Below are 19,428 nucleotides of genomic sequence, written 5' to 3'. Positions count from 1 at the left end.
TGTCCTTGGGTGGGGCGACTCTCAAAAGGTGTCGCGATGGCTAGGACGAAACTTTCAAAGGAACTCTCTCAAGAAGAGATTGACCGCTTTCCTGGTGGCTGCGGAGGCGCTACACAAAAGCATCGTACAACCGCTGCTGTCGCCAAGCAGCGCTCATTACCGTGCCCTTCAGTCCGCCCACGAAGCGCTGTTGAAATCGATCGTCGTGGTCACCGGCAGGGATGCTCCGTTCATTCGATGGAACCTCACGGGACCTGCGCAAAAGCATATCGGAACCTAACCGCGTGCGTGCTAGCCTTGCCCGATGGCCACGCGGCGCTACGATATCAAAGAAGAACACGACGGATCGTGGGCTGTCGTCGACGTATTCACGGGCCTTCCGTATGAGCGCGGCGCGCTGGCGCTAGAAGGAATGTCGCTTCTGCAGGCTATCGACCTGGCCGACTTTCTAAATTCCTTGGACAGAGGACGGCGAGCGTCACGCGGTGATTTCAGGCGGTAGGGCCAGACGGCCCCTACCGCACGTTTCGCAGCGCCAGCACCGCTTCGACTAATGTCTCGCGATCATTGCCAAGTACCCTGATCAGATCGCGCAGTTGTTCACGAGTGATGCCGTTTTCCACGGCAAAAACCGCATCCTCATGAACCTCGACGACTTCGCGCTTCGGCTGCTTTTTGGTCATGAACCCCACCCCTGGTTGCGACCAATTTAGCGCAAAGGCGATATTTCGTCGACCACAAATAACGAAGCGGCCCGGCAGTCGTCGTTGGGGTGTTGTATTGACTGGCCGCCGGGCCTGGCCGACTCATCCGCGGCGAGCCGACCAGCGCGACCGTAATATTAGCAGGTCTGCAACATAACCCCGCGCTGGCGTTTTCCCCCGGTATCGTCCCATTTTGGGACGGGCGTTCTGGCATTGCTCTTGCGTCGGACAGTGTGCCGGTTGATCCCGGTCCTGATCGCGTACACTGATCAGGTTGTAGGCTCGCCGGGCTTGAGGTTGTTGGGGTCTTCGTCCGGCGAGCTTGCCGTCTTAGGGCTTTTGTTTTGAAGCTCTGTACTCAGCTTCCCACGGCAACGCGTCGAAGTCGGGCTTGTGGCCTCCGGCTCGGTATGCGTCCTGGGCGATGTAACTGGCTTTGGCCCGCTCCACGATGCAGGCAAACGGTGGATTCCCCGGGCATCGGTAAAGGCCTACTGCTCTTTCCATACGAGAAGGTGTCCCACGGATGCTCACGCATGTCGCCGTTCATTGTGATGAAGGCAACAGGAAGGCGATTGCAGCGGCCCGGCGCGCACTTGTCGGGGCAGTAGCGCACCGGACCTAACCGGCGAGGCTTCGAGGGGCGGGCGCCGGCTGGCAAATATATGTGCCAATGCTAATATATAAGAAGCATGCGAATGAAGGAACCAAGGGCAAAGGCCAGCGGATGACCGACAGGCCCGTCACTAACCTACATCGTGGGCGTGTTCCGCACTTCCCCGTCCCGAATTTGAAGTGAAGGGCGCCGCCCGGTCCCCGGACGACGCAGCTTCAAATGCTAAGCGACCAAACGGATTGGTGTGCGCCGCTTTTTTGTGCTCCGAAACCATACAATGGCAAGCGCTTTGAAGAACGGCAGCTTGTGCGCGTGCGCGTAAACCTTGGCGTCCTCTTCGGCGGTAAGATAGAGGTTTGCCATGGTCTTGGTAAGCTCCTCAGGATCGAACCGCTGGTTGAATTCTTTGTGGGTCATTAGCAACTCAGCAGCTCTGATCTGGGGGCTGGTGATTGGCGCAAAATCCGCGTTCGCTAGAACCTCCAATATCCGGCGCGCACCCACTGCCGTTTGGCGGTTAACGAGGCCGCTGATTGTTGCAATGGCGATTGTTTCACGAGCGCGATATTTCGAGGCGGCCGGCGGCGTAGTGATAACCTTTATGCCGGCTCTGGCGCACACCAATTCAACCGTCATGGCATCCTCGTCACCAGATACGACTGCTGCCTGATGAAGCTGAAGCGGGGTAATTCCGACCCGCTGGGTATTCTGGCCAACGAACGCGGCCGCCTGCGCCTGGTTGTCAGGTGCATCGACAATCATCACCGGTATCATGCCAACATGCGGATTGCTCGCCGCTGCAATGGCGGTGTGCTGGCCATCGAGGACTTTCAAAACTGTCGCACCGTTTTCGTCGAGAGCGTAGGCGCATACCGGAGGCTTGAATTTCGTCCAACAGAACTGCTCGACGATCTTGCGGATTTGCTTACGTCCGCGCTCGCTCACTTGGCGCTGGTAGCTGTGATCTACGTAGAGCGTTGTCGGGTCTACGCGCTCGCAAATCGGCTCGCCAGTCTGCGGTAAATTCGGCGAAAGGTCTGTGATCTTGATAGCGAGTATCGGCTTCAACTTTTCCATGGGAACTGCCTTCTGCGAACGCCCTTCCTGGGCAGGACCGCACACTCACGAGCGGGTAAGAAAGGGTTCGCAGGCAGGCGGACCAATCGCCACTTTACCAAAGTCGACCCCACAGAATCCTTGCTAACAACCCACGGATGGCCGAAAATTTGGTGAAGGAATGGTTGAAGGCCATTGCCAGCATGGTCTTTTCCGGCTCAGTTTCGTGAGCCTTCCAAGCGGGTAAAAACTCACCTTGGCCGATATCAGCCGCTTCGCGAGGAGATGGACAATCAGGACCTTCATCAACGGAACAGAGGATGAAACCGTACGTTCTGTGTTGAACAAGGGAGCAAACGAAATGATACGCAAAATCGCAATCGCTACGGCGCTTATCAGTCAGTTTACTATGTCGGCTTTTGGGGCCACCGAACAGTGGTGGGTGGCGAAAGACGCTGTCTCGAAGCAGTGTGAGGTTGTCACGAAGAAGCCAGACGGGACCCTTGTGATCGACCTGGCGAAGACCACATACAAAAGCGAGGCGGAAGCGAATGCTGCAATGAAAAAAATGCCACGCTGCAAGAAATAATTATATTCGACGAATTATCTGACCGGTTCGAACGATCTTGAACGTACTATCGTCGATCTGTACGATGTCAAAGCCTTGCAACGTGCTGTACTTTTTCGACCCCTTTGCCGATTGAGGCGGCCCGCTTACCGGCCGCAATTCTACAATCGTAAGGCGCTCGATAACGGTATGCGCAGTCCCGTCATCGGCTTTCGCTCGGAAGCGGCCCGTTCAATAATCCTCATAAGCCTTACTCCCTAATTCGGGTGGGCTGACTGAATTGTATACTACCCGGACCCGCGTTGTCGTTGGGCCATTAGTGGTCGCTAATTGCCGCGTACTTCCGCAACCGCGCTGCCTCTTAGTCATTTCAAAATTCCTGGCTTAGCCAGCCTGACACCGGCTCCGCCGCCATTCTCCGGAATTAGTACTACGCCAACCGCTTCAAGCGCCTTGACCATAGCCGCAAGGTTATTCGCCACCGGCGTGGAGCGCCCCGCTTCAAAATTCCTCACAGTGGACAACCCGACATTTGCAGCCTGGGCCAGTTCGTCCTGAGAGATATTCGCCAGACCGCGAGCCGCGCGACATTGTTCGGGGGTCATCAAATGCTCCTAATGAATTTGTGCAACCATAACGAATTTCGTTTGACATGCATAGGCAGCGTAACGATTAGCGTTGCCATTAACGTTAAGAGTTGCACAAAAGGCACCCTCCGATGTTCAGCCGATCCGAAATCATGAAGGCAGCCCATCGCTACGCTAAATCTTACAGAGGCCGGGACTGGTCCTATGCCTTCCTGCTCGCCGCTGGCCTAAAGGCGGCCTGGGCAGAAGCCTAGTCTGGCGTAACCGCCTCGGAGCGCCGTGCTGACGCGATCCGGGCCGAAATCGACGCCCTCAAATTCAAGTCGTTCAATGTCAACATCGAGCCAGTCCGTCGCCGGCTCGAAACGGAGCTTACCGCGCTCGCCGGGTAAGCGAGCTAACCGCAGAACAGCAGCTAGGAGCTTACAATGCCGAACACCTCTGTTCGGGCTGCCGCCGAAGGCATGCCCACCCTCAACCGCCGCACCGCCCTTGCCGTCACCAGCGCGGGGATCGTCTCTGCGATCACCGTTCTTTCGACGCCTGCCAAGGCTGTGCCCGCCGAGGCATCTCCAGTGTCAACCAAGTTGCTGGCGCTGATTGATGCCAAGCATGCCGCTTACGCCCGCTTCGAAGAGGCGATCGAGCGCGCCACCCCCTTGGAAGAGGAATACCTGCCGAAGACAGCCGAGCTTTATGTTCCGCTGTCGATCGGGGGCGGGCAATCGCACAGCCTCCGATATTCCGAACTGGAGCGCGTGGAAGATGATCTGCGCGCCGACATCAAGCGCCGCTACGCCGAACAGACGCACAAGCTGACCGCGCTGCACAAGGTTGCCCCCGATCTTGCAAAACAATCAACCGCAGCGCTCCGAAAGGCTGAGCAGTTCGATCTGCGGGCATTGAAGCGCCTCATCAAGGAAGAGCGCGCAAGGCGCACCGCTGTCGGCCTTGAGCAGGCTCTTGAAGAGCGCGACGCGGCTTCCGACGCCGAGCGCAGCTCGATCAACGCCGTCTGCGCCTACCGGTGCACCAGCATGGAAGAACATCGGATCAAGGCAGAATTCTTGCTGGAATTCTGCACCGGCCGATATGGCGACCTTCAATCCGAAGATATCGACGCGCTGCTCTGGTCATTCCTTCCGGTGGAGGCCTTGGAAGGCGCGGTAAAGGGCTCGGAAAGCGGTGCAGCATGACCGGCCCTTCCGACAACCTCAACGACCTCGAAGGCGACATCCTCAATCTGTCGACGCTCATGAGCGTCATTTTTGATGTCGTGGTCGAGAGCGATACGGACGCTAACATCCAGCGGCTATTGTGGATTGCCCGCGATCTGGCTGAGCAATTGACCGCCACCGCTTCGGCCTGCCACCACAAGGTGATGAGCGAGCGCCGAGCCGCCGCCTGATCAACAGCCCTTCGGACACTTGAAGCCCGCTGCCTCACGGTGGCGGGCTGTTTCGCTGAATAGGAACCTTACGCAGCGGCTAACCGTTAAGCACCGAAATAAGGAGGTTGAGACATGGCCGACGAACAGAAAGAAGCCGCCGCACCGAGACCGACGCAGCGCGAAGCTCAGGAAGCCTTGGAGAAGCAGGTTGCGCAGCTGAAGCGCGAGATCAACAAGATCAATCGAACGCTGGCCGAGCGCGCAGAAGAGGTCGTCGAGGAAGCCACAGGCTGGTATGACAGCGCTGCCGATCGGGCCGGCCGTACAGCTCAGGCGCTTCGGACCGGGGCTCAGTCGGTTTCCGGGGCGGTCCAAGAAAATCCCGGTACGGTCTCAACAGCCTTTATTCTCGGGGCTGCGATAGGTTTACTGTTTGGTCTCTCCCTCAGTGACGCACATGTGCGTAGCCGGGATCGTTGGTTCACTCGCGCACGGTAGGGCTGGCAGTTCGGATAGCCCAGCTTCCCTTGTTGAGCGCAAAGGCAATGATCGGTCATCCCCCCTCGCGGGCGCCGATCAAATGGCCCTTGGGAATCCCTAATTCTCCGCGTGGCTAAAGACGACAGTGCCGTTGTCCTTGCGAACTTCAACCGAGACGATCCCCTCGTCGCCCTTTCGCGTCGGAAACATCGAGATTGCGTAGTCCTTGGCGGTCTTCTCGGCGTCGAAGGTCAACTTGTCGACGATGCCCTGTCTTCCATACCAGATGACTGTATAGGCCACGGCTGCGCTCCATGCTTGCAACGAAGAATACAAGCGTTCCGGCTGCCGCGCGATACTCCTCGGCTGGCTTTCGTTTCCTCATCAGATCCCGACATGATTTCCGAAATTTCATGAAACGGGTGGCGTTTTTGGGGCACCTTTGCGGTCTGAGCGCATGCAGGCTTGAAGAGATGCCACCGCCATGGTTTTCTGCATAAGCAAGGTCTAATACGAACCCATCCCGCCGTGGGGGGCGGGGCGGCTACGGGGACGACCAAGAAAAATCGTTTGATCGCGGAGCGAACCAATGGCGAACGCGAAGTACTACGTTTCGAAAGAGGCGGACCGCTGGAAGGTTCGCTATGAAGACAAAGATTATGCCTATAACTCGCGCGAATCCGCGTTGTCGGCCGCTGTCGAAGCCGCAAACGGTGCAGCGTCAAAAGGGCATGCGGCGGAGGTCCTAGTCCAAGGTGTCGACGGCAAATGGCGCACTGAATGGCCCGCCGGTTGACCCCGGGTTTTCAGCGCTGAAAATTGCTGAGCTTTTCAAAAATGCTCAAATCGGCGCGTCGGCTGCGGCTGAACCTCAGCAAAAACCCTCGCAGCCGGCATTGCTTAGAGAACCGAAGCTATGACCAGATCTCTCGCCATATCTGCCCGTCAGATCACAGCTATATGCAAGGGTGCTGCCAAGGCGGGCTTTGTCGCTGAAGTCATAATCAATGGCACCATTGTTAGGCTTGTTCCGCAAGGCAGCGCCCAATCTGCGGCTTCGCCAAGCGTAGATGAGCGGCTAGACCATATGTTCGATTCTTCTCGTGGGCGCGCTACGGCGCAACCGCCCCATGACAACGCAGTCAGCGATTACTACAAGAAAACTGGCTACGATCCCCGCAGGATGAATGACGACGACTTCACGCGCTTGGTTGCAGAGGCTGAAGCACGCTGGAAGGCCGAGATACCAACGCTTGCCGGTGAACAAACGCGAGCGTGAGGCACTTCGGCAGTTAAATGCCTTTGGACCGAATGTTCCGGTCCTTTGTAGTAAGATAAAAAACTGCGGTCACGATACAACAGAACGCCTGCAAGCGCGTGGCTTTCTGAAGACCACTCCTCACCCTAAGTACGCCGAAAGCGTGGAGTTTCTCGTTCTAACGGAAGCGGGTCAAAGAGAGGCGGCGAAGTAACATCTGAGCGCGACCCCTTCGCCGCTATCGACAGTCGTGAAGTACGTTGCACCGATGAGGTCCCTCAAGTAGTAGCTGTCCGGCGAACAAGGGACCAATCAGCCTGTGACCGACGACACTGACAACAGAGCAGCGGAACTCATCGAGCTAACCGCAGATATTGTCTCCGCCTACGTAAGCAAGAACCCCGTGCCGGCTACTGGCCTGCCGGACCTAATTGCATCCGTTCACTTGTCGCTGTCCGGACTTGGCGGACCGATCGCGCCTGCAGTCGAAGCGCCCACCCCTGCGGTAAACCCCAAGAAATCTGTGTTCCCCGATTTCATCATCTGCCTCGAAGACGGCAAAAAATTCAAATCCCTGAAGCGCCACCTACGGGTCGATTTCGGCATCACGCCAGACGAATATCGATCTAAATGGAGCCTGCCGCGCGACTATCCGATGGTGGCGCCAAATTACGCCGGCGGCACGCTCCGCGCTTGCAAAGGCTAGCGGTTTGGGCCGCAAGGCTGCTCCCCTTAAAGCACCTGCCAAGCGGAAGGCCAAGTCGACGTCGCGGAAAGACTCAGATATGTCTGAAAGGCGCGGCGGACCTATACCGTCTGGCCCGGCGCTGCGCCTTCCGCTCCCACTTGGTGCTGCCGAGCACGTTCGATAAGCGCGAACAGTGCACCGCCGCCATAACCGAACATCAGAAACAGCCGACCCCGACAGGCTGGTCGCTGCAATGCATACCCAGCGCCTCACCGTTCACCGACAACGGGTCAGCAGAGTAGGCAGTGAGAGTGCAAAAAAAGGCCCGTACCTAAAAGTACGAGCCTATCACTACGGGACCCGGTAAAGGGCGTGAGAGCTACCGGGCGCCACATCACGTTATTCTCAGCCGCCCATCTTCTTCGCCATCGCGCAGAAATCCGCGTGCGACTTGTTAATCGTGGTATCGCCGCAGTCTTTCAGCACCGCTTTCTGCTCGTCGGGTTTCATGGCCGTCCATGCAGTCTTGAAATCCTTTTCCGACCTCAACGTTTTCATGCCGGCATCGGTGAAAAATGGCGACATCTTTGCCGGATCGTCAAGCGCGGATGTATTGCCAGCGGCGAGCGCTGAGCCAGTCATCATTGCAAGCGCAATCGCGCCCATCGTGAGCATCTTGATGTTCATTTGAATATCTCCCTTGGTCCACACAAACGTGACCGCAAGAGCAACGTCCCTCCCCGACCCCAGTTCCAGCGCCAGCAAGGCTTATTTTGCAAGGTCTTGACGAAGGCGAATGGTAGGTTCGCGGTGGCGCCCCAAAAGCCACCTAGTTCCCAACTGGCGTTGACTATTTTCCCAGAATAGCGAAAAGCCCGCGCCTCTGGCGGAGAACGCGGGCCGATCGGAGGCCCGATCTTCGGCAGGCGATGGAGGGCACCACCTTACCGCCAATGCACAATTAGAGATGACTAATGTTCCGTCAAGCTGCGGCAGCGCATATCCACCGCGCTCGTCAGTCAGCCAAGCATCGCTTGCCGGGCGGTTCAGCGGTGCTAAAATGGACACGCGGCGGTACCCCTATTGACAGGACAACCCCCTGTTGACGATGCCGCAGTGACCGACGCGGGCACTGTCGTCACCGGAGTCCGCGTCGGTCATTTGATGGCCAGGTAGCGCCGCCATCGACCAACCGAAATGGCCCGCGCCCATTTGCAGCGGACGCGGGCCGACCAAAGATCATGCCGAATTTTTGGTCAGCGGCCGGAACCGGTCAGAACCTCCCGCCGGCTATTCAATTAGCTTGCGCTGAAATAGTTCCGGAACTTTACCTGGGGCCCCCGCGCCCCTGTTGCAGGACGCGGGTCGACCAAAGGAGGGACCTTGGCCGGCGACAGGACCGCTGAAGAGCCCTGCCACCGTGGCTCAACCTGCCCTGAGCGTCGAGGTTCCGGACCCCAAACGAAAAACCCGCCGTCCCATTCACGGCAACGGCGGGCCGTCCCTAGGGATTAACGGGACTTGCGAGGGCGTTGGTGGACCCCTGCCGGTGAAAAGAACTATTAGAGATGACTAATGTTCCACCGGCTTATGAAAATGGGCCTTCTAGACTAGCGCGTCTTCGGCTATCTAACGCCCGTCCTTTGCCGTGCCCGTAGGCGTTCGGGCTAAGCGTCGGCGAATAGATCAGCCCGACCCGCTTCCCCCGATTGCGCTTCCATTAGCTTGCGTGCATATTTTGAAGGGCCGGGTATCTCCATTCCCGGAAGGCCCGGTTGACGTTCCCCCTGTGTCACCCATAGCTGTGCGGCACCCGGGCCACTCCGGTCATTCCGCCACGCCGGCCTCACGATGAACGATCGCGTCCAGGAACGCTTCATAGGCGCTGCCAATGTCTTCCTCGATTTCAACGCTCCCGATTCCTAACGCTTTGGCGTCGGCGAATAGCTTTTGCGTCAACTCGGCAACCGAGATAACGTCGGCGCCGACCGTGTCGGGGACGTTGGCCACAGCCCATTGTACAAAAAGTCTGTGCCGCGCGTGCTCATCCAAACCAGCCAAACGTTACGCTGACCATCAACACCGCAAACAGGATTGAGAGTGGCACTGCGACGAACAGTCCTACCTCCAGAAATCGAGTCTCTTTGTCACTGAACATTAGGCGCGCCTTATGGATTCTTCGTTGAAACCACAAGGCGCGAACCCCTGTTTCGGTTCCGCCCACTTTCATCGACAATGGCTCTGCCGAGTAAAAATGCTGTCGCCAGGCCAGCCCGCTGCGGGGGGCATCGGGCTGTTGGGTGTTCATACCCAATGAGCAGCGAAGGGCTAAGAGAAGTCGTTGCTCTTGATCAGCCTATGAGACCGACCGCAGGTGCGCGACTTACGGATTCGTAAGAAGATTCCTCAAGCCCACCCGTGAGGGGCGAAGCTTGCGCGCGGTTGCCTTGCGCTTCCATTAGCTTGAGCGCATATTTCGTCACCCGGTGAACCTGCGCCGTAAGCCGGTCAGGCGACCCCCCGCCCGGAGGCGAACCATGGCCATGTATCTCACGCGATTCAGCTACACGCCCGAGACCTGGGCGCGCTTGATCAAAAACCCCGAGGATCGACGCGAGGCGGCTCGTTCGTACATCGAGTCGGCGGGTGGAAAGCTTCACGGGTTCTGGTACGCCTTCGGAGAGCACGATGGCTGGAATCTGTGGGAGGCGCCAGATAACGTTTCGATGGCATCTGTCGTGCTTGCCATCGGTGCGGGCGGAGCGCTCAGCGCATGCGAGACCACCGTCCTCCTAAGCGTCGAAGAGACGATGGAAGCCCTTGGGAAGGCGAAATCAATCCGGTATCGCCCGCCGGCATCGTAGATGGCGGCCCAGAGCCCCGCCAGCGCGCGTGCAGCGAGTGAACGTGCGCCGGCGCGCGTTCGCTGGCCACCTCTACACCGCCGAAGCGTCCCGCGCGTGCGGGGCGTATAATAATCGGACACTAGTTGCATAAAGATCGTTGCGCGAGTGACGCATTTCTCGCTCGATCTCAAAAGGGAGGCTGGACATGAGGCCCTTCACAACCGTTACCGTTGTCCTCCTGATTTTGATGGCCCTAATGCATGCGCTACGACTCTGGTTAGGCTGGGAGGTCACTGTAAGTGGCATCACCATCCCCATGTGGGCGAGTGCGGCAGGCTTCTTTGTCACTGCAGGACTGGCGATAGGGCTCTGGCGCGAAAGGCAATAGAGTTCGGTCGGGAATCGCTGTGGGCACCAAGTGTTAGGCTCCATTCACTAGGATGCGATCTCGGCATCCTGCATCGCCAGAAGGTCGAATGGCTTGGCGAAGCCGGGCAATGCCTCAATGCGACCGGCCCAGGCAACGATGCTCGGCCACGCCGCGAGATCCCTGTTGCTCAGGCGCGCGAAAGCGACCTCGCCGTAGCAGCAGATATCGGCAATCGTCGCCGTGTCGCCGACGAGGAAGCGATGGCCCGAGAGATGGGCGTCGAGGATGTCCAGAGCAGCCCTACCCTTGCGGTCAAACTCTGCCACGAGCACCGGATCGAACGAGAGCGGCAACAAGTTGCGACGGCCCAGTTCGATGCTATACCAAGCATAGAGCGGCGGCATCAGCCGGTCGGCGTCCCAAAACAGCCACTCCCGGACGTGTTGGCCCGCTTCGACATTGGCCGCGCCAAAGCAGCCGAGCGTGTCCGCCAAGTATTCCAGGATTGCCGCCGACTGTACGAAGACCCGGCCGTCATGCTCGATCACCGGCACCTGACCCCAGCGGGATAGAGCACGGAATTCGGGAGTCCGGTGCATGCCGCGCTGGAAGCTGATGTATCGAAACGTGAAGCCGGTGCGGCACAGGCGCAGCATCAGCGCGATCCGGTAGGTCGGTAGGGAATGCGGGCTACCATGTAGCGTGAACCTGCCGCTCATCGCCTCCTCCTGCGCTCATGACATGATCAAACGGTCGAGACCATCATAACGCGGGTATTTTCGGGCGTCTTGTCGAGCGGAGCCGGGCACCAAATGTTAGATTCCTACCACTAGACGAGGTAACGCATCGGCCGAACAGATGAAGGAGAAGCTCTGGTCACCTTTCGGCAGCGGGCATGGTGGTCTGCCCGGTCTGAGTGGTAGCGAAGATCTGGGCAGGCATTGCAGCGGGTTCGCTACCGTGGTTTGCTGAGCCGGGGCGTGGGTGGGCACTATTGGCAAACATTAGATACTACGTGTCGAAAGACGCGGACCGGTGGAAGATCCGGTACGAGGACAAAGAATATCCTTATGACACGCACACGGCAGCGTTGATCGCCGCTATCAAGGCTGCGAAAGGCGCCGTCTCCCATGGGTATGCTGCCGAGGTCCTGGTGCAGGGCATCGACGGCAAATGGCGCACAGAATGGTCTGACGGGGATCAGCGCTGAATCCTCGCACAGAGTATTCCGAAAATTGCTGAGCTTTTACAAAATTGCTCAAATCGACATGGCCGCCGGCGCCAGGAGGCCGGTACTCGCCGAGGTAGAACCGTCCGTCAATGGGATGCGAGGAAATTTGACAATGTTGCTGTGCTATCAAAAAATTGCGCGATTACGCGCTTCGGCGCTTTCGCTTAAGTCCGGGCGACGACCACCCTCTGCCCGCCGGATCCTTCTTGGGATCGAGCGAAAGCCCTTGGCGCGCGTGGCCGAGATCAGCGCTGAAACTCCGGGCGGCCTCGACGCTGGATCGTCAGCCGCGATCATCTAAAGTGGGGATAAAAGTGGGGATAGAATGACTCCTTTAGAAATCATTCTTTAGATTCAGCATCTTGGGATGTTCCGATGGTGGAGCTGAGGAGGATCGAACTCCTGACCTCGTCATTGCGAACGACGCGCTCTCCCAGCTGAGCTACAGCCCCGTCCAACGGATGGCGCATTTATCGGGCGCGACAGATTTCTGTCAAGGCGGCGTTTTGCCGAAATTTCCCCCTCACCAATCGCCGCCTGCCGTGCGGAACATGGCCGGCCCTTGCCGGTCGGGCCGGCAGTGGCTACATGTCGCGCATTCGCAAGGAGCAAGAGATGATCGCAGTTTTTTACACGCTGCATACCGCAATCAACATCTATTGGTGGATCATAATCGGCGCGGCCATCTTCTCCTGGCTCTACGCTTTCAACGTTGTCAATTCGCGCAACCAGGCCGTCAATTCGATCGGTACCATGCTATATCGGCTGACCGAGCCGGCGTTACGGCCGATCCGCCGGTTCCTGCCCGATCTCGGCGGCGTCGATATCTCGCCGATCGTCCTGCTGCTGGCGCTGACATTCATCAGCGTGTTCTTGAATTACACCGTCCAGCCGCTGTTTGGCATCGGCCCGATGTGAGCTCCGCCGCCAGTTCATGCTTTCGTACCCGCGAGAACGGGATTGAGCTGTTTGTCCGGCTGACACCAAAATCCTCAGTGGACAGGTTGGAAGGTGTCGAAACATCGGCGGACGGGCGAAGCCATTTGAAGGCGCGGGTCCGCGCCGTGCCGGAAAACGGCGCCGCCAATCAAGCGCTGCAGAAGCTGGTCGCCAAGACGCTGGGCGTGCCGGCATCGGCTGTTTCGGTTATCGCCGGCGGTACGGCCCGGCTCAAGACTTTGCGCATAGCGGGCGATCCGAAGGCGCTGGCACGGAGCATCGAAGCGCTCAGCGGCCAATCCTCCGGCTGACGTTCAATCGCCCAACGGCAGCTTTGGATCGTCGACCTTCAGCGTGTTCACGCTCTGCTTGATGCGGCGCAAATTCTCCAGAACCTTCGGGCCGCGCGTCTCGGCAACCGATGTCACGATCATGTCGACGATCGCCAGCAGCGCGTAGCGCGACGATGTCGGCTTGTAGATGTTGCCGTCCTCGAGCGGCTGCAAATGGATGACCGTGTCGGCGGCCTTGGCCAGCGCCGAATCGGGCGCGGTGATGGCGACCGTGGTGGCGCCATATTGCTGGGCAACCTGCACCGCCTCGATGACCGAGCGGGCATAGCCGGACACCGAAAAAGCGACCACGGTTGTGTCCGGAGTGGCGACGGCGGCGTACATGCGCTGCAACTGGCCGTCGATCTGCGCCAGCACCGGCAGGCCGAGCCGGAACAGCCGGTTCTGCATCTCGGTCGCCATCATCGAGGAGATGCCGCCGGAGCCGATGCACAGCACATTGCCCGATGTCGCAAGCCGCTCGGCGACGGCGACCAGCGTCGTCATGTCGAGGTTCTCGCTGGCGCGCTGGATGGCCGAGATCGCCGCTTCGGTGATGGCCGAGGCGATGCGCTGCTCGCGGGCATCGCGGCTCAGCGGCTCGGGCGACAGATACTGGCCGCCAATGGCGATGGCCTGCGCCAGGTAGAATTTGAAATCACGCAGGCCCTCGCAGCCGAGATTGCGGCAGAAGCGGGTCACCGTCGGTTCGCTGACGCCGACGCGCGCGGCAATCTCCGAGATGGCAGCCTTGGAGGCGAAATCGAGATCGGAGAGCACAAGGCTGGCCAGCCGGCGGTCCGACTTGGTGCCATCCTGCGACATCAGCTGCAGCCGCGTGATGATGTCGGCCGGCGTCTTCATGCCTGTGTCTTCGTCCTCATGCTTGCGCTTTCGTCTTCATCTCTGTCGTTTCACAGCGGCAGGCCCGTCGCCTTGTCGAACAGATGGATGTTGGCGGGATCGACCGAGACGGGCAGCAGGTCGCCTGGCCTGACCGGCACCCGGTCGCGGAACACGGCGCGTACCGTATCCGTGCCGATGGCGCCATAGACATGGGTTTCGGAGCCGGTCGGCTCGACGACATCCACCTTGAGCGCCATGGCGTCGGCGGCCTCGCCGATGATGAAGTGCTCGGGCCGGATGCCAGCTTCCACGGCGCTGTCCGCCGGCACGGCCTTGCCGGCAAGCGCAAGCCGCCCGCCGCCGGCCGATTCGAACCAGGTTTTTTCAGACGTTGCCTTGAGGGCTCCGGAGACAAAGCTCATCGACGGCGAGCCGAGGAAGCCGGCGACGAACTTGTTGGCCGGCCGGTCATAGAGCTCCAGCGGCGCCCCGACCTGCTGGATCCGGCCACGGTCCATCACGACGATACGGTCGGCCATGGTCATGGCTTCGATCTGGTCGTGGGTGACGTAGACGATGGTGGATTTCAGCCGCTGGTGCAGCGCCTTGATCTCGGTGCGCATCTGCACGCGCAATTGCGCGTCGAGATTGCTGAGCGGCTCGTCGAACAGGAACACCGAGGGCTCGCGCACGATGGCGCGGCCCATGGCGACACGCTGACGCTGGCCGCCCGAGAGCTGGCGCGGGTAGCGGTCGAGATAGGAGAAGAGGTTGAGCACCCCGGACGCCTTCTTGACCTTGTCATCGATCGCGGCGCGGTTCTCGCCACGGATCTTCGGGCCGAAGCCGATATTGTCCGAGGCCTTCAGATGCGGGAACAGCGCATAGGACTGGAACACCATGGCGATGTTGCGCTGCTGCGGCGGCAAATCGTTGGCACGCGTGCCGCCGATGAGAAGATCGCCTGAGCTGATCGTCTCCAGGCCGGCCAGCATACGCAACAAGGTGGATTTGCCGCAGCCGGACGGGCCGACCAGCACCACGAACTCGCCTGTCTTGATATCGAGATCGATGTTCTCGAGAATCCTGTGTTGGCCGAAGGATTTCGACAGGTTGCGAAACAGGACGTCGGTCATGGTCACGCTCCCAATATGTCGTCGATGAACGGCAGGCAGCCAGCGGTCAGCCCCGCATCCACGGGCATCACCACGCCTGTTACGCCTGATGCGCGGTCCGAGGCAAGGAAAGCCACGGCTTCGGCCACTTCCGAGGCATTGACGATGCGGCCGAGCGGATAGAGCCGCTTGAGCTTGCCGAGGATCTCCGGATCCTTGGCCAGGCGATGGTCCCAGGCAGCGGTGCGGATCGATCCGGGGCAGACGACATTGGCGCGCACGCCGCTGCGGCCGAGCTCGACGGCGATCGATTTGGCATAGGCGTTGATGCCAGCCTTGGCGCGGCATAGGCGGGGTTGCCGAAATGCGCGATGGCGTTGACGGAGGAGATGAAGACGACGCTGCCCGAACCGCGCGCGGCCATCGCCTTCGCAATAGGGTCGGCGAAAGTCATCACCCCGGTCAGATTGAGGTCGAGCTCGTGCTCGATCCTGTCGGCGTTGAGCGCGGAAATCGTCTCGGCGCGTGTCCAGCCGGCATTGTTGATCAGGATGTCGGGCACGCCGTCCTTGTCCAGCACAGCGGCTATTCCCGCCTCGATCGAAGACCGGTCGAGAAGGTTGAAGACATGGCGCGAGGCAAGGTGCGGGCTGGCCAGCGCCTCCTCGGACTGGTCGCAGCCGACCACCCGGGCGCCCCTTCCGGCCAGCAGCGCTACGATCGCCGAGCCAAGGCCGCCGCCGGCACCGGTGATGACGACAGTGCGGCCTTCGAATTCGGCTTTCGAAACCACGGCGCTTGCTCCTCCCACAGGTCAGGCAGATGCCGACAGGCTACTGAAAAGAATGTAATTAAGCAACATGATAATCTGCTTGCATGCCGGGAATTCCTCGATAATGTAGGAAAGTCACATAAATCTTGTGTCCGCCATCGGCACAAGGAGCGCAAATGCGCGGAACAAAATGGGAGAGATCAGATGAGCCTTGCCAAATGGACTGTCGGCCTTATGGCCGGAATGAGCATGCTGGCCTTCGCGGCGCAGGCGAATGCGGGTGAAGTGCGCGTCACCGTCGCCGAATACAGCGCCAAGACCGGCCCCTATTTCGAAGAGGTCAAGAAGGAATTCGAAGCCAAGAACCCCGGCATCACCGTCAAGTTCGAAATCGTGCCGTGGGACGTGCTCTTGCAGAAGCTGACCACCGACATCACCGCCGGCACCAACGCGGATCTCTCGATCATCGGCACGCGCTGGCTGATCGACTTCGTCCAGCAGGACGTCGCCGAGCCGCTCGACGGCTACATCACGCCTGACTTCAAGGGCCGCTTCATCGACACTTTCCTGTCGCCCTCGATCATGAACGGCAAGACCTACGGCCTGCCGATCGCCGCCTCGGCGCGCGCCATGTATTACAACAAGGAGCTCTTCGAGAAGGCCGGCATCGCCAAGCCGCCGGCAACCTGGACCGAGCTGCAGGACGATGCGCGCAAGATCAAGGCGCTGGGAACCGGCGCCTTCGGCTTCGGCCTGCAGGGCAAGGAGATCGAGACCGACGTCTATTACTACTACGCCATGTGGTCGCAGGGCACCGAGATCCTCAACAAGGACGGCTCTTCGGGCCTCGGCACGCCGGGCGCGCTCGAGGCCGCCAAGCTCTACAAGTCGATGATCGACGAGGGGCTGACCGAGCCGGGCGTCACCTCCAACAACCGCGAGGACGTGCAGAACCTGTTCAAGCAGGGCAAGGTCGGCATGATGATCACCGCGCCCTTCCTGTCCAACCAGATCAAGGATGAGGCACCGAAGCTGAAATACGGTGTGGCAGCCATTCCGGCCGGCCCGACCGGCGCGCGCGGCACCTATGGCGTCACCGATTCCATGATCATGTTCAAGAACTCCAAGAACAAGGATGAGGCCTGGAAGCTGATGGACTTCCTGTTCACCACGGAGCAGCGCGCCAAGTTCACGCAAGGCGAAGGCTTCCTGCCGGTGAACAAGGAAGAGGCCAAGATGGATTATTACGTCAACAATGCCGATCTCGCCGCCTTCACCGCACTGTTGCCCGACGCCCGCTTCGCGCCGGTCATTCCGGGCTGGGAAGAAGTCGCCCAGATCACCTCGGACGCCATGCAGAAGATCTATCTCGGCGGCGACCCTGAGGCAGGTCTGAAGGACGCGGCGGCCAAGGCCAACGCCGTGTTGAAGAAGTAGCTCAACAAATAGGGCGTATCTCCCTGCGCCCGTGGCGCGCCCCAGACTCAGGCGGGGCGCGCCACTCCCTTGCAGACTTGAGCAGAAAGATAGATCGGCGATGTCAGCGCCGCCTCAGCCAGGCTCCTTTCCTCTCCCTCCGGAGGGGAGAGGTGGCTCGGCGAAGCCGAGACGGAGTGGGGGAACCACCTGGCAAATGCCGCGAACGGACATAGGAAAGGTACTAGGCACAAGCATCGCCTCGCCTTACGCCCAAGGGTCGACCTCCACTCCGTCGAGCTTCGCTCGACACCTCTCCCCCGATCGACGGGGGAGAGGAAGGGCTCCCTTCCGCAACTGCTGCGGAGGACGGGCAGGCAGGTGAGGGGCGGCGCAAACGCCGGGAAAGAGTTTGAAGCCGAGAGCCTAAGAAGACCAAGTCAGTTAGCCTAGCTGGCAAGCCAGCGCGCTACGGATGCCTCGCAACGCGGTACAAACCAGCCGATGCAAAATCGTTTCTTGCCCTATCTCCTGACCTTGCCCAGCCTGTTCCTGGCGGCGGTGGTCATCTTCTGGCCGGTCTGGGACCTGATCCAGATCTCGACGCATGACGTCAACCGTTTCGGCCAGTTGCGCGAGTTCAGCGGGCTCACCAATTTCGCGGCACTCGCCGCCGATCCCGATTTCATTGCCGCACTCTGGCGCACCGGCTTGTGGACCGTGCTGGTGGTCGGCGGCGCGCTGCTTCTGTCGGTGCCGGTGGCGATGATCCTCAACACCGATTTCTACGGCCGTGGTCTTGCCCGCGTCATCATCATGCTGCCCTGGGCGGTGTCGCTGACCATGACAGCGGTGGTCTGGCGCTGGGCGCTCAGCGGCGAAAGCGGCATGCTGAATTCGGCGCTGCTCGGGCTTGGCCTGATCGACCACAACATCCAATGGCTGGCCAGCGCCGAGACGGCGTTCCCGATGCAGGTGCTGATCGGCATATTGGTGACGGTGCCGTTCACGACGACGATCTTCCTCGGCGGCCTGTCGTCGATCCCGGATGATCTCTATGAGGCGGCCGCGCTCGAGGGCGCGACGCCGCTGCAGCAGTTCCGCGAGATCACCTTTCCGCTCTTAAAGCCGTTCATCAACATCGCCATCGTGCTCAACACCATCTACGTCTTCAATTCCTTCCCGATCATCTGGGTGATGACGCAGGGCGGGCCAGCCAACTCGACCGACATCCTGGTCACCCACCTCTACAAGCTCGCTTTCCGCATCGGCAAACTGGGCGAGGCCTCGGCGGTGTCCTTGGTGATGTTCGCCATATTGCTGGTTTTCACCATGATCTATGTGCGGTTGGCTATGCGGGAGCAACGCGCATGACGAGCAAACTAAAACGCACCGTCATCGCCTGGCTGCTTCTGGCGCCGCTGATCGTGGTGACGATCTTTCCCTTCGCGGTGATGTTCCTGACCGCGGTCAAGCCACGGCAGGAGGTTCTGTCGCCGACATGGTGGCCGAGCGAGTTCCGCTGGTCCAACTTCTCCGATATGTGGGTGGCGACCGGTTTTGGCCAGGCGCTGGCCAATTCGCTCTATGTCTCGGTCATCGCCACGGTCGGCGCGATCCTCATCTCCGTTCCCGCCGCCTACGCCATGTCGCGCTTTCGCTTTGCCGGCTATGGAGCTTTCCGGCAGTTCCTGCTGATCTCGCAGATGATCTCGCCGATCGTGCTGGTGCTCGGCCTGTTCCGGCTGATGGCGGCCTGGGGGCTGGTCGAATCGACGACGGCGCTCGGTTTCATCTATATGGCCTTCAACGTCGCCTTCACCGTGTGGATGCTGCAGAGCTATTTCGACACCATTCCACGCGATCTCGAGGAAGCCGCCTGGATGGAAGGCGCCGGTCGCTGGCTGACCCTGCGCAAAGTGTTCCTGCCGCTCTGCCTGCCGGCAATCGCGGTGACCGCGATCTTCACCTTCATCAACGCCTGGAACGAGTTCGTCGTGGCGCTCACCATGCTGCGCAGCCAGGAGAGCTACACGCTGCCGATCCAGGTCTTTTCTCTCGTCGCCGGCCGCTACACGATCGAATGGCATCACGTCATGGCGGCGACGCTGCTGGCGACGCTGCCGGTGGCGATCCTGTTCATCTGGCTGCAGCGCTACCTCGTCCGGGGCCTGGCGCTCGGGGCCGTCAAATAGACTTTGCATTCCACGGAGC

At 59.9% G+C, this 19,428-nt stretch carries 23 protein-coding genes, 1 tRNA gene and 2 pseudogenes; 15 read left to right on the top strand and 11 right to left on the bottom strand.

Annotation, left to right across the window (positions count from 1 at the left end; translation table 11 throughout):
* Window positions 1–515: 515 nt before the first annotated feature.
* Entirely contained in the window at window positions 516–683 is a 168-nt protein-coding gene (locus HB778_RS12690; RefSeq protein ID WP_183464206.1) for a hypothetical protein, read from the bottom strand.
* An 859-nt stretch (window positions 684–1,542) separates the two neighbouring features.
* The gene (locus HB778_RS12685; RefSeq protein WP_183464205.1) at window positions 1,543–2,397 is read right to left on the bottom strand and encodes a DUF6551 family protein; all 855 of its coding nucleotides are present in this window, start codon (window positions 2,395–2,397) and stop codon (window positions 1,543–1,545) included.
* Between the two features lie 235 nt (window positions 2,398–2,632).
* Between HB778_RS12685 and HB778_RS12680 the strand changes: the two genes are divergently transcribed.
* Entirely contained in the window at window positions 2,633–2,965 is a 333-nt protein-coding gene (locus HB778_RS12680; RefSeq protein ID WP_244661897.1) for a hypothetical protein, read from the top strand.
* Between the two features lie 344 nt (window positions 2,966–3,309).
* On the opposite strand, the gene HB778_RS12675 is transcribed toward HB778_RS12680, so the two are convergent.
* Window positions 3,310–3,549, bottom strand: a complete 240-nt coding sequence (locus tag HB778_RS12675) for a helix-turn-helix domain-containing protein (protein ID WP_183464204.1) — start codon at window positions 3,547–3,549, stop codon at window positions 3,310–3,312.
* A 410-nt stretch (window positions 3,550–3,959) separates the two neighbouring features.
* Here HB778_RS12675 and HB778_RS12670 point away from each other — a divergent pair, with 410 nt between their 5' ends.
* From HB778_RS12670 to HB778_RS12660, 3 genes are all read left to right on the top strand, one after another.
* Window positions 3,960–4,727 carry a hypothetical protein gene (locus tag HB778_RS12670; protein ID WP_183464203.1) on the top strand — a complete coding sequence of 256 codons (768 nt, stop codon included), beginning with the start codon at window positions 3,960–3,962 and terminating at the stop codon, window positions 4,725–4,727.
* Window positions 4,724–4,939 carry a hypothetical protein gene (locus tag HB778_RS12665; protein ID WP_183464202.1) on the top strand — a complete coding sequence of 72 codons (216 nt, stop codon included), beginning with the start codon at window positions 4,724–4,726 and terminating at the stop codon, window positions 4,937–4,939. Before HB778_RS12670 ends, HB778_RS12665 begins: the two co-directional genes overlap by 4 nt.
* A gap of 114 nt (window positions 4,940–5,053) precedes the next feature.
* Window positions 5,054–5,419 (top strand): hypothetical protein, encoded by a 366-nt coding sequence (locus tag HB778_RS12660; RefSeq protein WP_183464201.1) that lies wholly within the window; start codon window positions 5,054–5,056, stop codon window positions 5,417–5,419.
* Window positions 5,420–5,518: 99 nt separating this feature from the next.
* On the opposite strand, the gene HB778_RS12655 is transcribed toward HB778_RS12660, so the two are convergent.
* Window positions 5,519–5,704 (bottom strand): hypothetical protein, encoded by a 186-nt coding sequence (locus tag HB778_RS12655; RefSeq protein WP_183464200.1) that lies wholly within the window; start codon window positions 5,702–5,704, stop codon window positions 5,519–5,521.
* Between the two features lie 286 nt (window positions 5,705–5,990).
* Between HB778_RS12655 and HB778_RS12650 the strand changes: the two genes are divergently transcribed.
* The 4 genes and pseudogenes from HB778_RS12650 to HB778_RS43065 all read left to right on the top strand — a co-directional run bounded on the left by HB778_RS12650 (window position 5,991) and on the right by HB778_RS43065 (window position 7,649).
* Window positions 5,991–6,197, top strand: coding sequence for a DUF2188 domain-containing protein (locus tag HB778_RS12650; RefSeq protein ID WP_183464199.1), 207 nt, complete (start codon window positions 5,991–5,993; stop codon window positions 6,195–6,197).
* A 120-nt stretch (window positions 6,198–6,317) separates the two neighbouring features.
* Entirely contained in the window at window positions 6,318–6,680 is a 363-nt protein-coding gene (locus HB778_RS12645) for a hypothetical protein (protein ID WP_183464198.1), read from the top strand.
* Window positions 6,681–6,978: 298 nt separating this feature from the next.
* A pseudogene (locus HB778_RS12640) lies at window positions 6,979–7,423 on the top strand (MucR family transcriptional regulator); the annotation flags it as partial.
* A gap of 25 nt (window positions 7,424–7,448) precedes the next feature.
* On the top strand, window positions 7,449–7,649 hold the full coding sequence (locus HB778_RS43065; RefSeq protein ID WP_348524743.1) for a hypothetical protein: 201 nt from the start codon (window positions 7,449–7,451) through the stop codon (window positions 7,647–7,649).
* Between the two features lie 103 nt (window positions 7,650–7,752).
* On the opposite strand, the gene HB778_RS12635 is transcribed toward HB778_RS43065, so the two are convergent.
* Entirely contained in the window at window positions 7,753–8,034 is a 282-nt protein-coding gene (locus tag HB778_RS12635) for a hypothetical protein (protein WP_183464197.1), read from the bottom strand.
* A gap of 1,140 nt (window positions 8,035–9,174) precedes the next feature.
* Window positions 9,175–9,408, bottom strand: a complete 234-nt coding sequence (locus HB778_RS12630) for a hypothetical protein (RefSeq protein WP_348524712.1) — start codon at window positions 9,406–9,408, stop codon at window positions 9,175–9,177.
* A gap of 476 nt (window positions 9,409–9,884) precedes the next feature.
* On the opposite strand from HB778_RS12630, the gene HB778_RS12625 reads away from it, so the two are divergent.
* Window positions 9,885–10,211, top strand: coding sequence for a GYD domain-containing protein (locus HB778_RS12625; RefSeq protein WP_183464196.1), 327 nt, complete (start codon window positions 9,885–9,887; stop codon window positions 10,209–10,211).
* Between the two features lie 417 nt (window positions 10,212–10,628).
* On the opposite strand, the gene HB778_RS12620 is transcribed toward HB778_RS12625, so the two are convergent.
* The gene (locus HB778_RS12620) at window positions 10,629–11,282 is read right to left on the bottom strand and encodes a glutathione S-transferase family protein (RefSeq protein ID WP_183464195.1); all 654 of its coding nucleotides are present in this window, start codon (window positions 11,280–11,282) and stop codon (window positions 10,629–10,631) included.
* A 296-nt stretch (window positions 11,283–11,578) separates the two neighbouring features.
* On the opposite strand from HB778_RS12620, the gene HB778_RS12615 reads away from it, so the two are divergent.
* Window positions 11,579–11,773: a DUF2188 domain-containing protein gene (locus tag HB778_RS12615; RefSeq protein ID WP_183464194.1), complete on the top strand. Its 195-nt coding sequence runs from the start codon at window positions 11,579–11,581 to the stop codon at window positions 11,771–11,773.
* Window positions 11,774–12,170: 397 nt separating this feature from the next.
* Here the strand turns inward: HB778_RS12615 and HB778_RS12610 are convergent.
* Window positions 12,171–12,246 (bottom strand) — tRNA-Ala (locus HB778_RS12610).
* A 163-nt stretch (window positions 12,247–12,409) separates the two neighbouring features.
* Here HB778_RS12610 and HB778_RS12605 point away from each other — a divergent pair.
* Both HB778_RS12605 and HB778_RS12600 read left to right on the top strand, forming a co-directional pair.
* Window positions 12,410–12,712, top strand: a complete 303-nt coding sequence (locus HB778_RS12605) for a YggT family protein (RefSeq protein WP_096458128.1) — start codon at window positions 12,410–12,412, stop codon at window positions 12,710–12,712.
* A complete protein-coding gene (locus tag HB778_RS12600) occupies window positions 12,709–13,044 on the top strand; it encodes a DUF167 family protein (RefSeq protein WP_183464193.1) in 336 nt (111 codons plus the stop codon). The genes HB778_RS12605 and HB778_RS12600 overlap by 4 nt, the downstream gene beginning before the upstream one ends.
* Window positions 13,045–13,047: 3 nt before the next feature.
* Here the strand turns inward: HB778_RS12600 and HB778_RS12595 are convergent, their stop codons facing one another.
* From HB778_RS12595 to HB778_RS12585, 3 genes and pseudogenes are all read right to left on the bottom strand, one after another.
* A complete protein-coding gene (locus HB778_RS12595) occupies window positions 13,048–13,929 on the bottom strand; it encodes a MurR/RpiR family transcriptional regulator (RefSeq protein WP_183464192.1) in 882 nt (293 codons plus the stop codon).
* Between the two features lie 50 nt (window positions 13,930–13,979).
* Window positions 13,980–15,047 (bottom strand): ABC transporter ATP-binding protein, encoded by a 1,068-nt coding sequence (locus tag HB778_RS12590; RefSeq protein ID WP_183464191.1) that lies wholly within the window; start codon window positions 15,045–15,047, stop codon window positions 13,980–13,982.
* 2 nt (window positions 15,048–15,049) lie between these two features.
* Window positions 15,050–15,819: pseudogene (locus HB778_RS12585) on the bottom strand (SDR family NAD(P)-dependent oxidoreductase).
* Window positions 15,820–16,002: 183 nt separating this feature from the next.
* Here HB778_RS12585 and HB778_RS12580 point away from each other — a divergent pair.
* From HB778_RS12580 to HB778_RS12570, 3 genes are all read left to right on the top strand, one after another.
* On the top strand, window positions 16,003–17,235 hold the full coding sequence (locus tag HB778_RS12580) for an ABC transporter substrate-binding protein (RefSeq protein ID WP_183464190.1): 1,233 nt from the start codon (window positions 16,003–16,005) through the stop codon (window positions 17,233–17,235).
* 483 nt (window positions 17,236–17,718) lie between these two features.
* Window positions 17,719–18,588: a carbohydrate ABC transporter permease gene (locus HB778_RS12575; protein WP_183464189.1), complete on the top strand. Its 870-nt coding sequence runs from the start codon at window positions 17,719–17,721 to the stop codon at window positions 18,586–18,588.
* Window positions 18,585–19,409 carry a carbohydrate ABC transporter permease gene (locus HB778_RS12570; protein WP_013892374.1) on the top strand — a complete coding sequence of 275 codons (825 nt, stop codon included), beginning with the start codon at window positions 18,585–18,587 and terminating at the stop codon, window positions 19,407–19,409. Before HB778_RS12575 ends, HB778_RS12570 begins: the two co-directional genes overlap by 4 nt.
* Window positions 19,410–19,428 lie beyond the last annotated feature (19 nt).

It is taken from the genome of Mesorhizobium huakuii (assembly GCF_014189455.1).
Lineage (GTDB): Bacteria > Pseudomonadota > Alphaproteobacteria > Rhizobiales > Rhizobiaceae > Mesorhizobium > Mesorhizobium huakuii_A.
The sequence above is the reverse complement of the archived record's forward strand: the minus strand, read 5'-3'. Positions and strand labels throughout refer to the sequence as shown.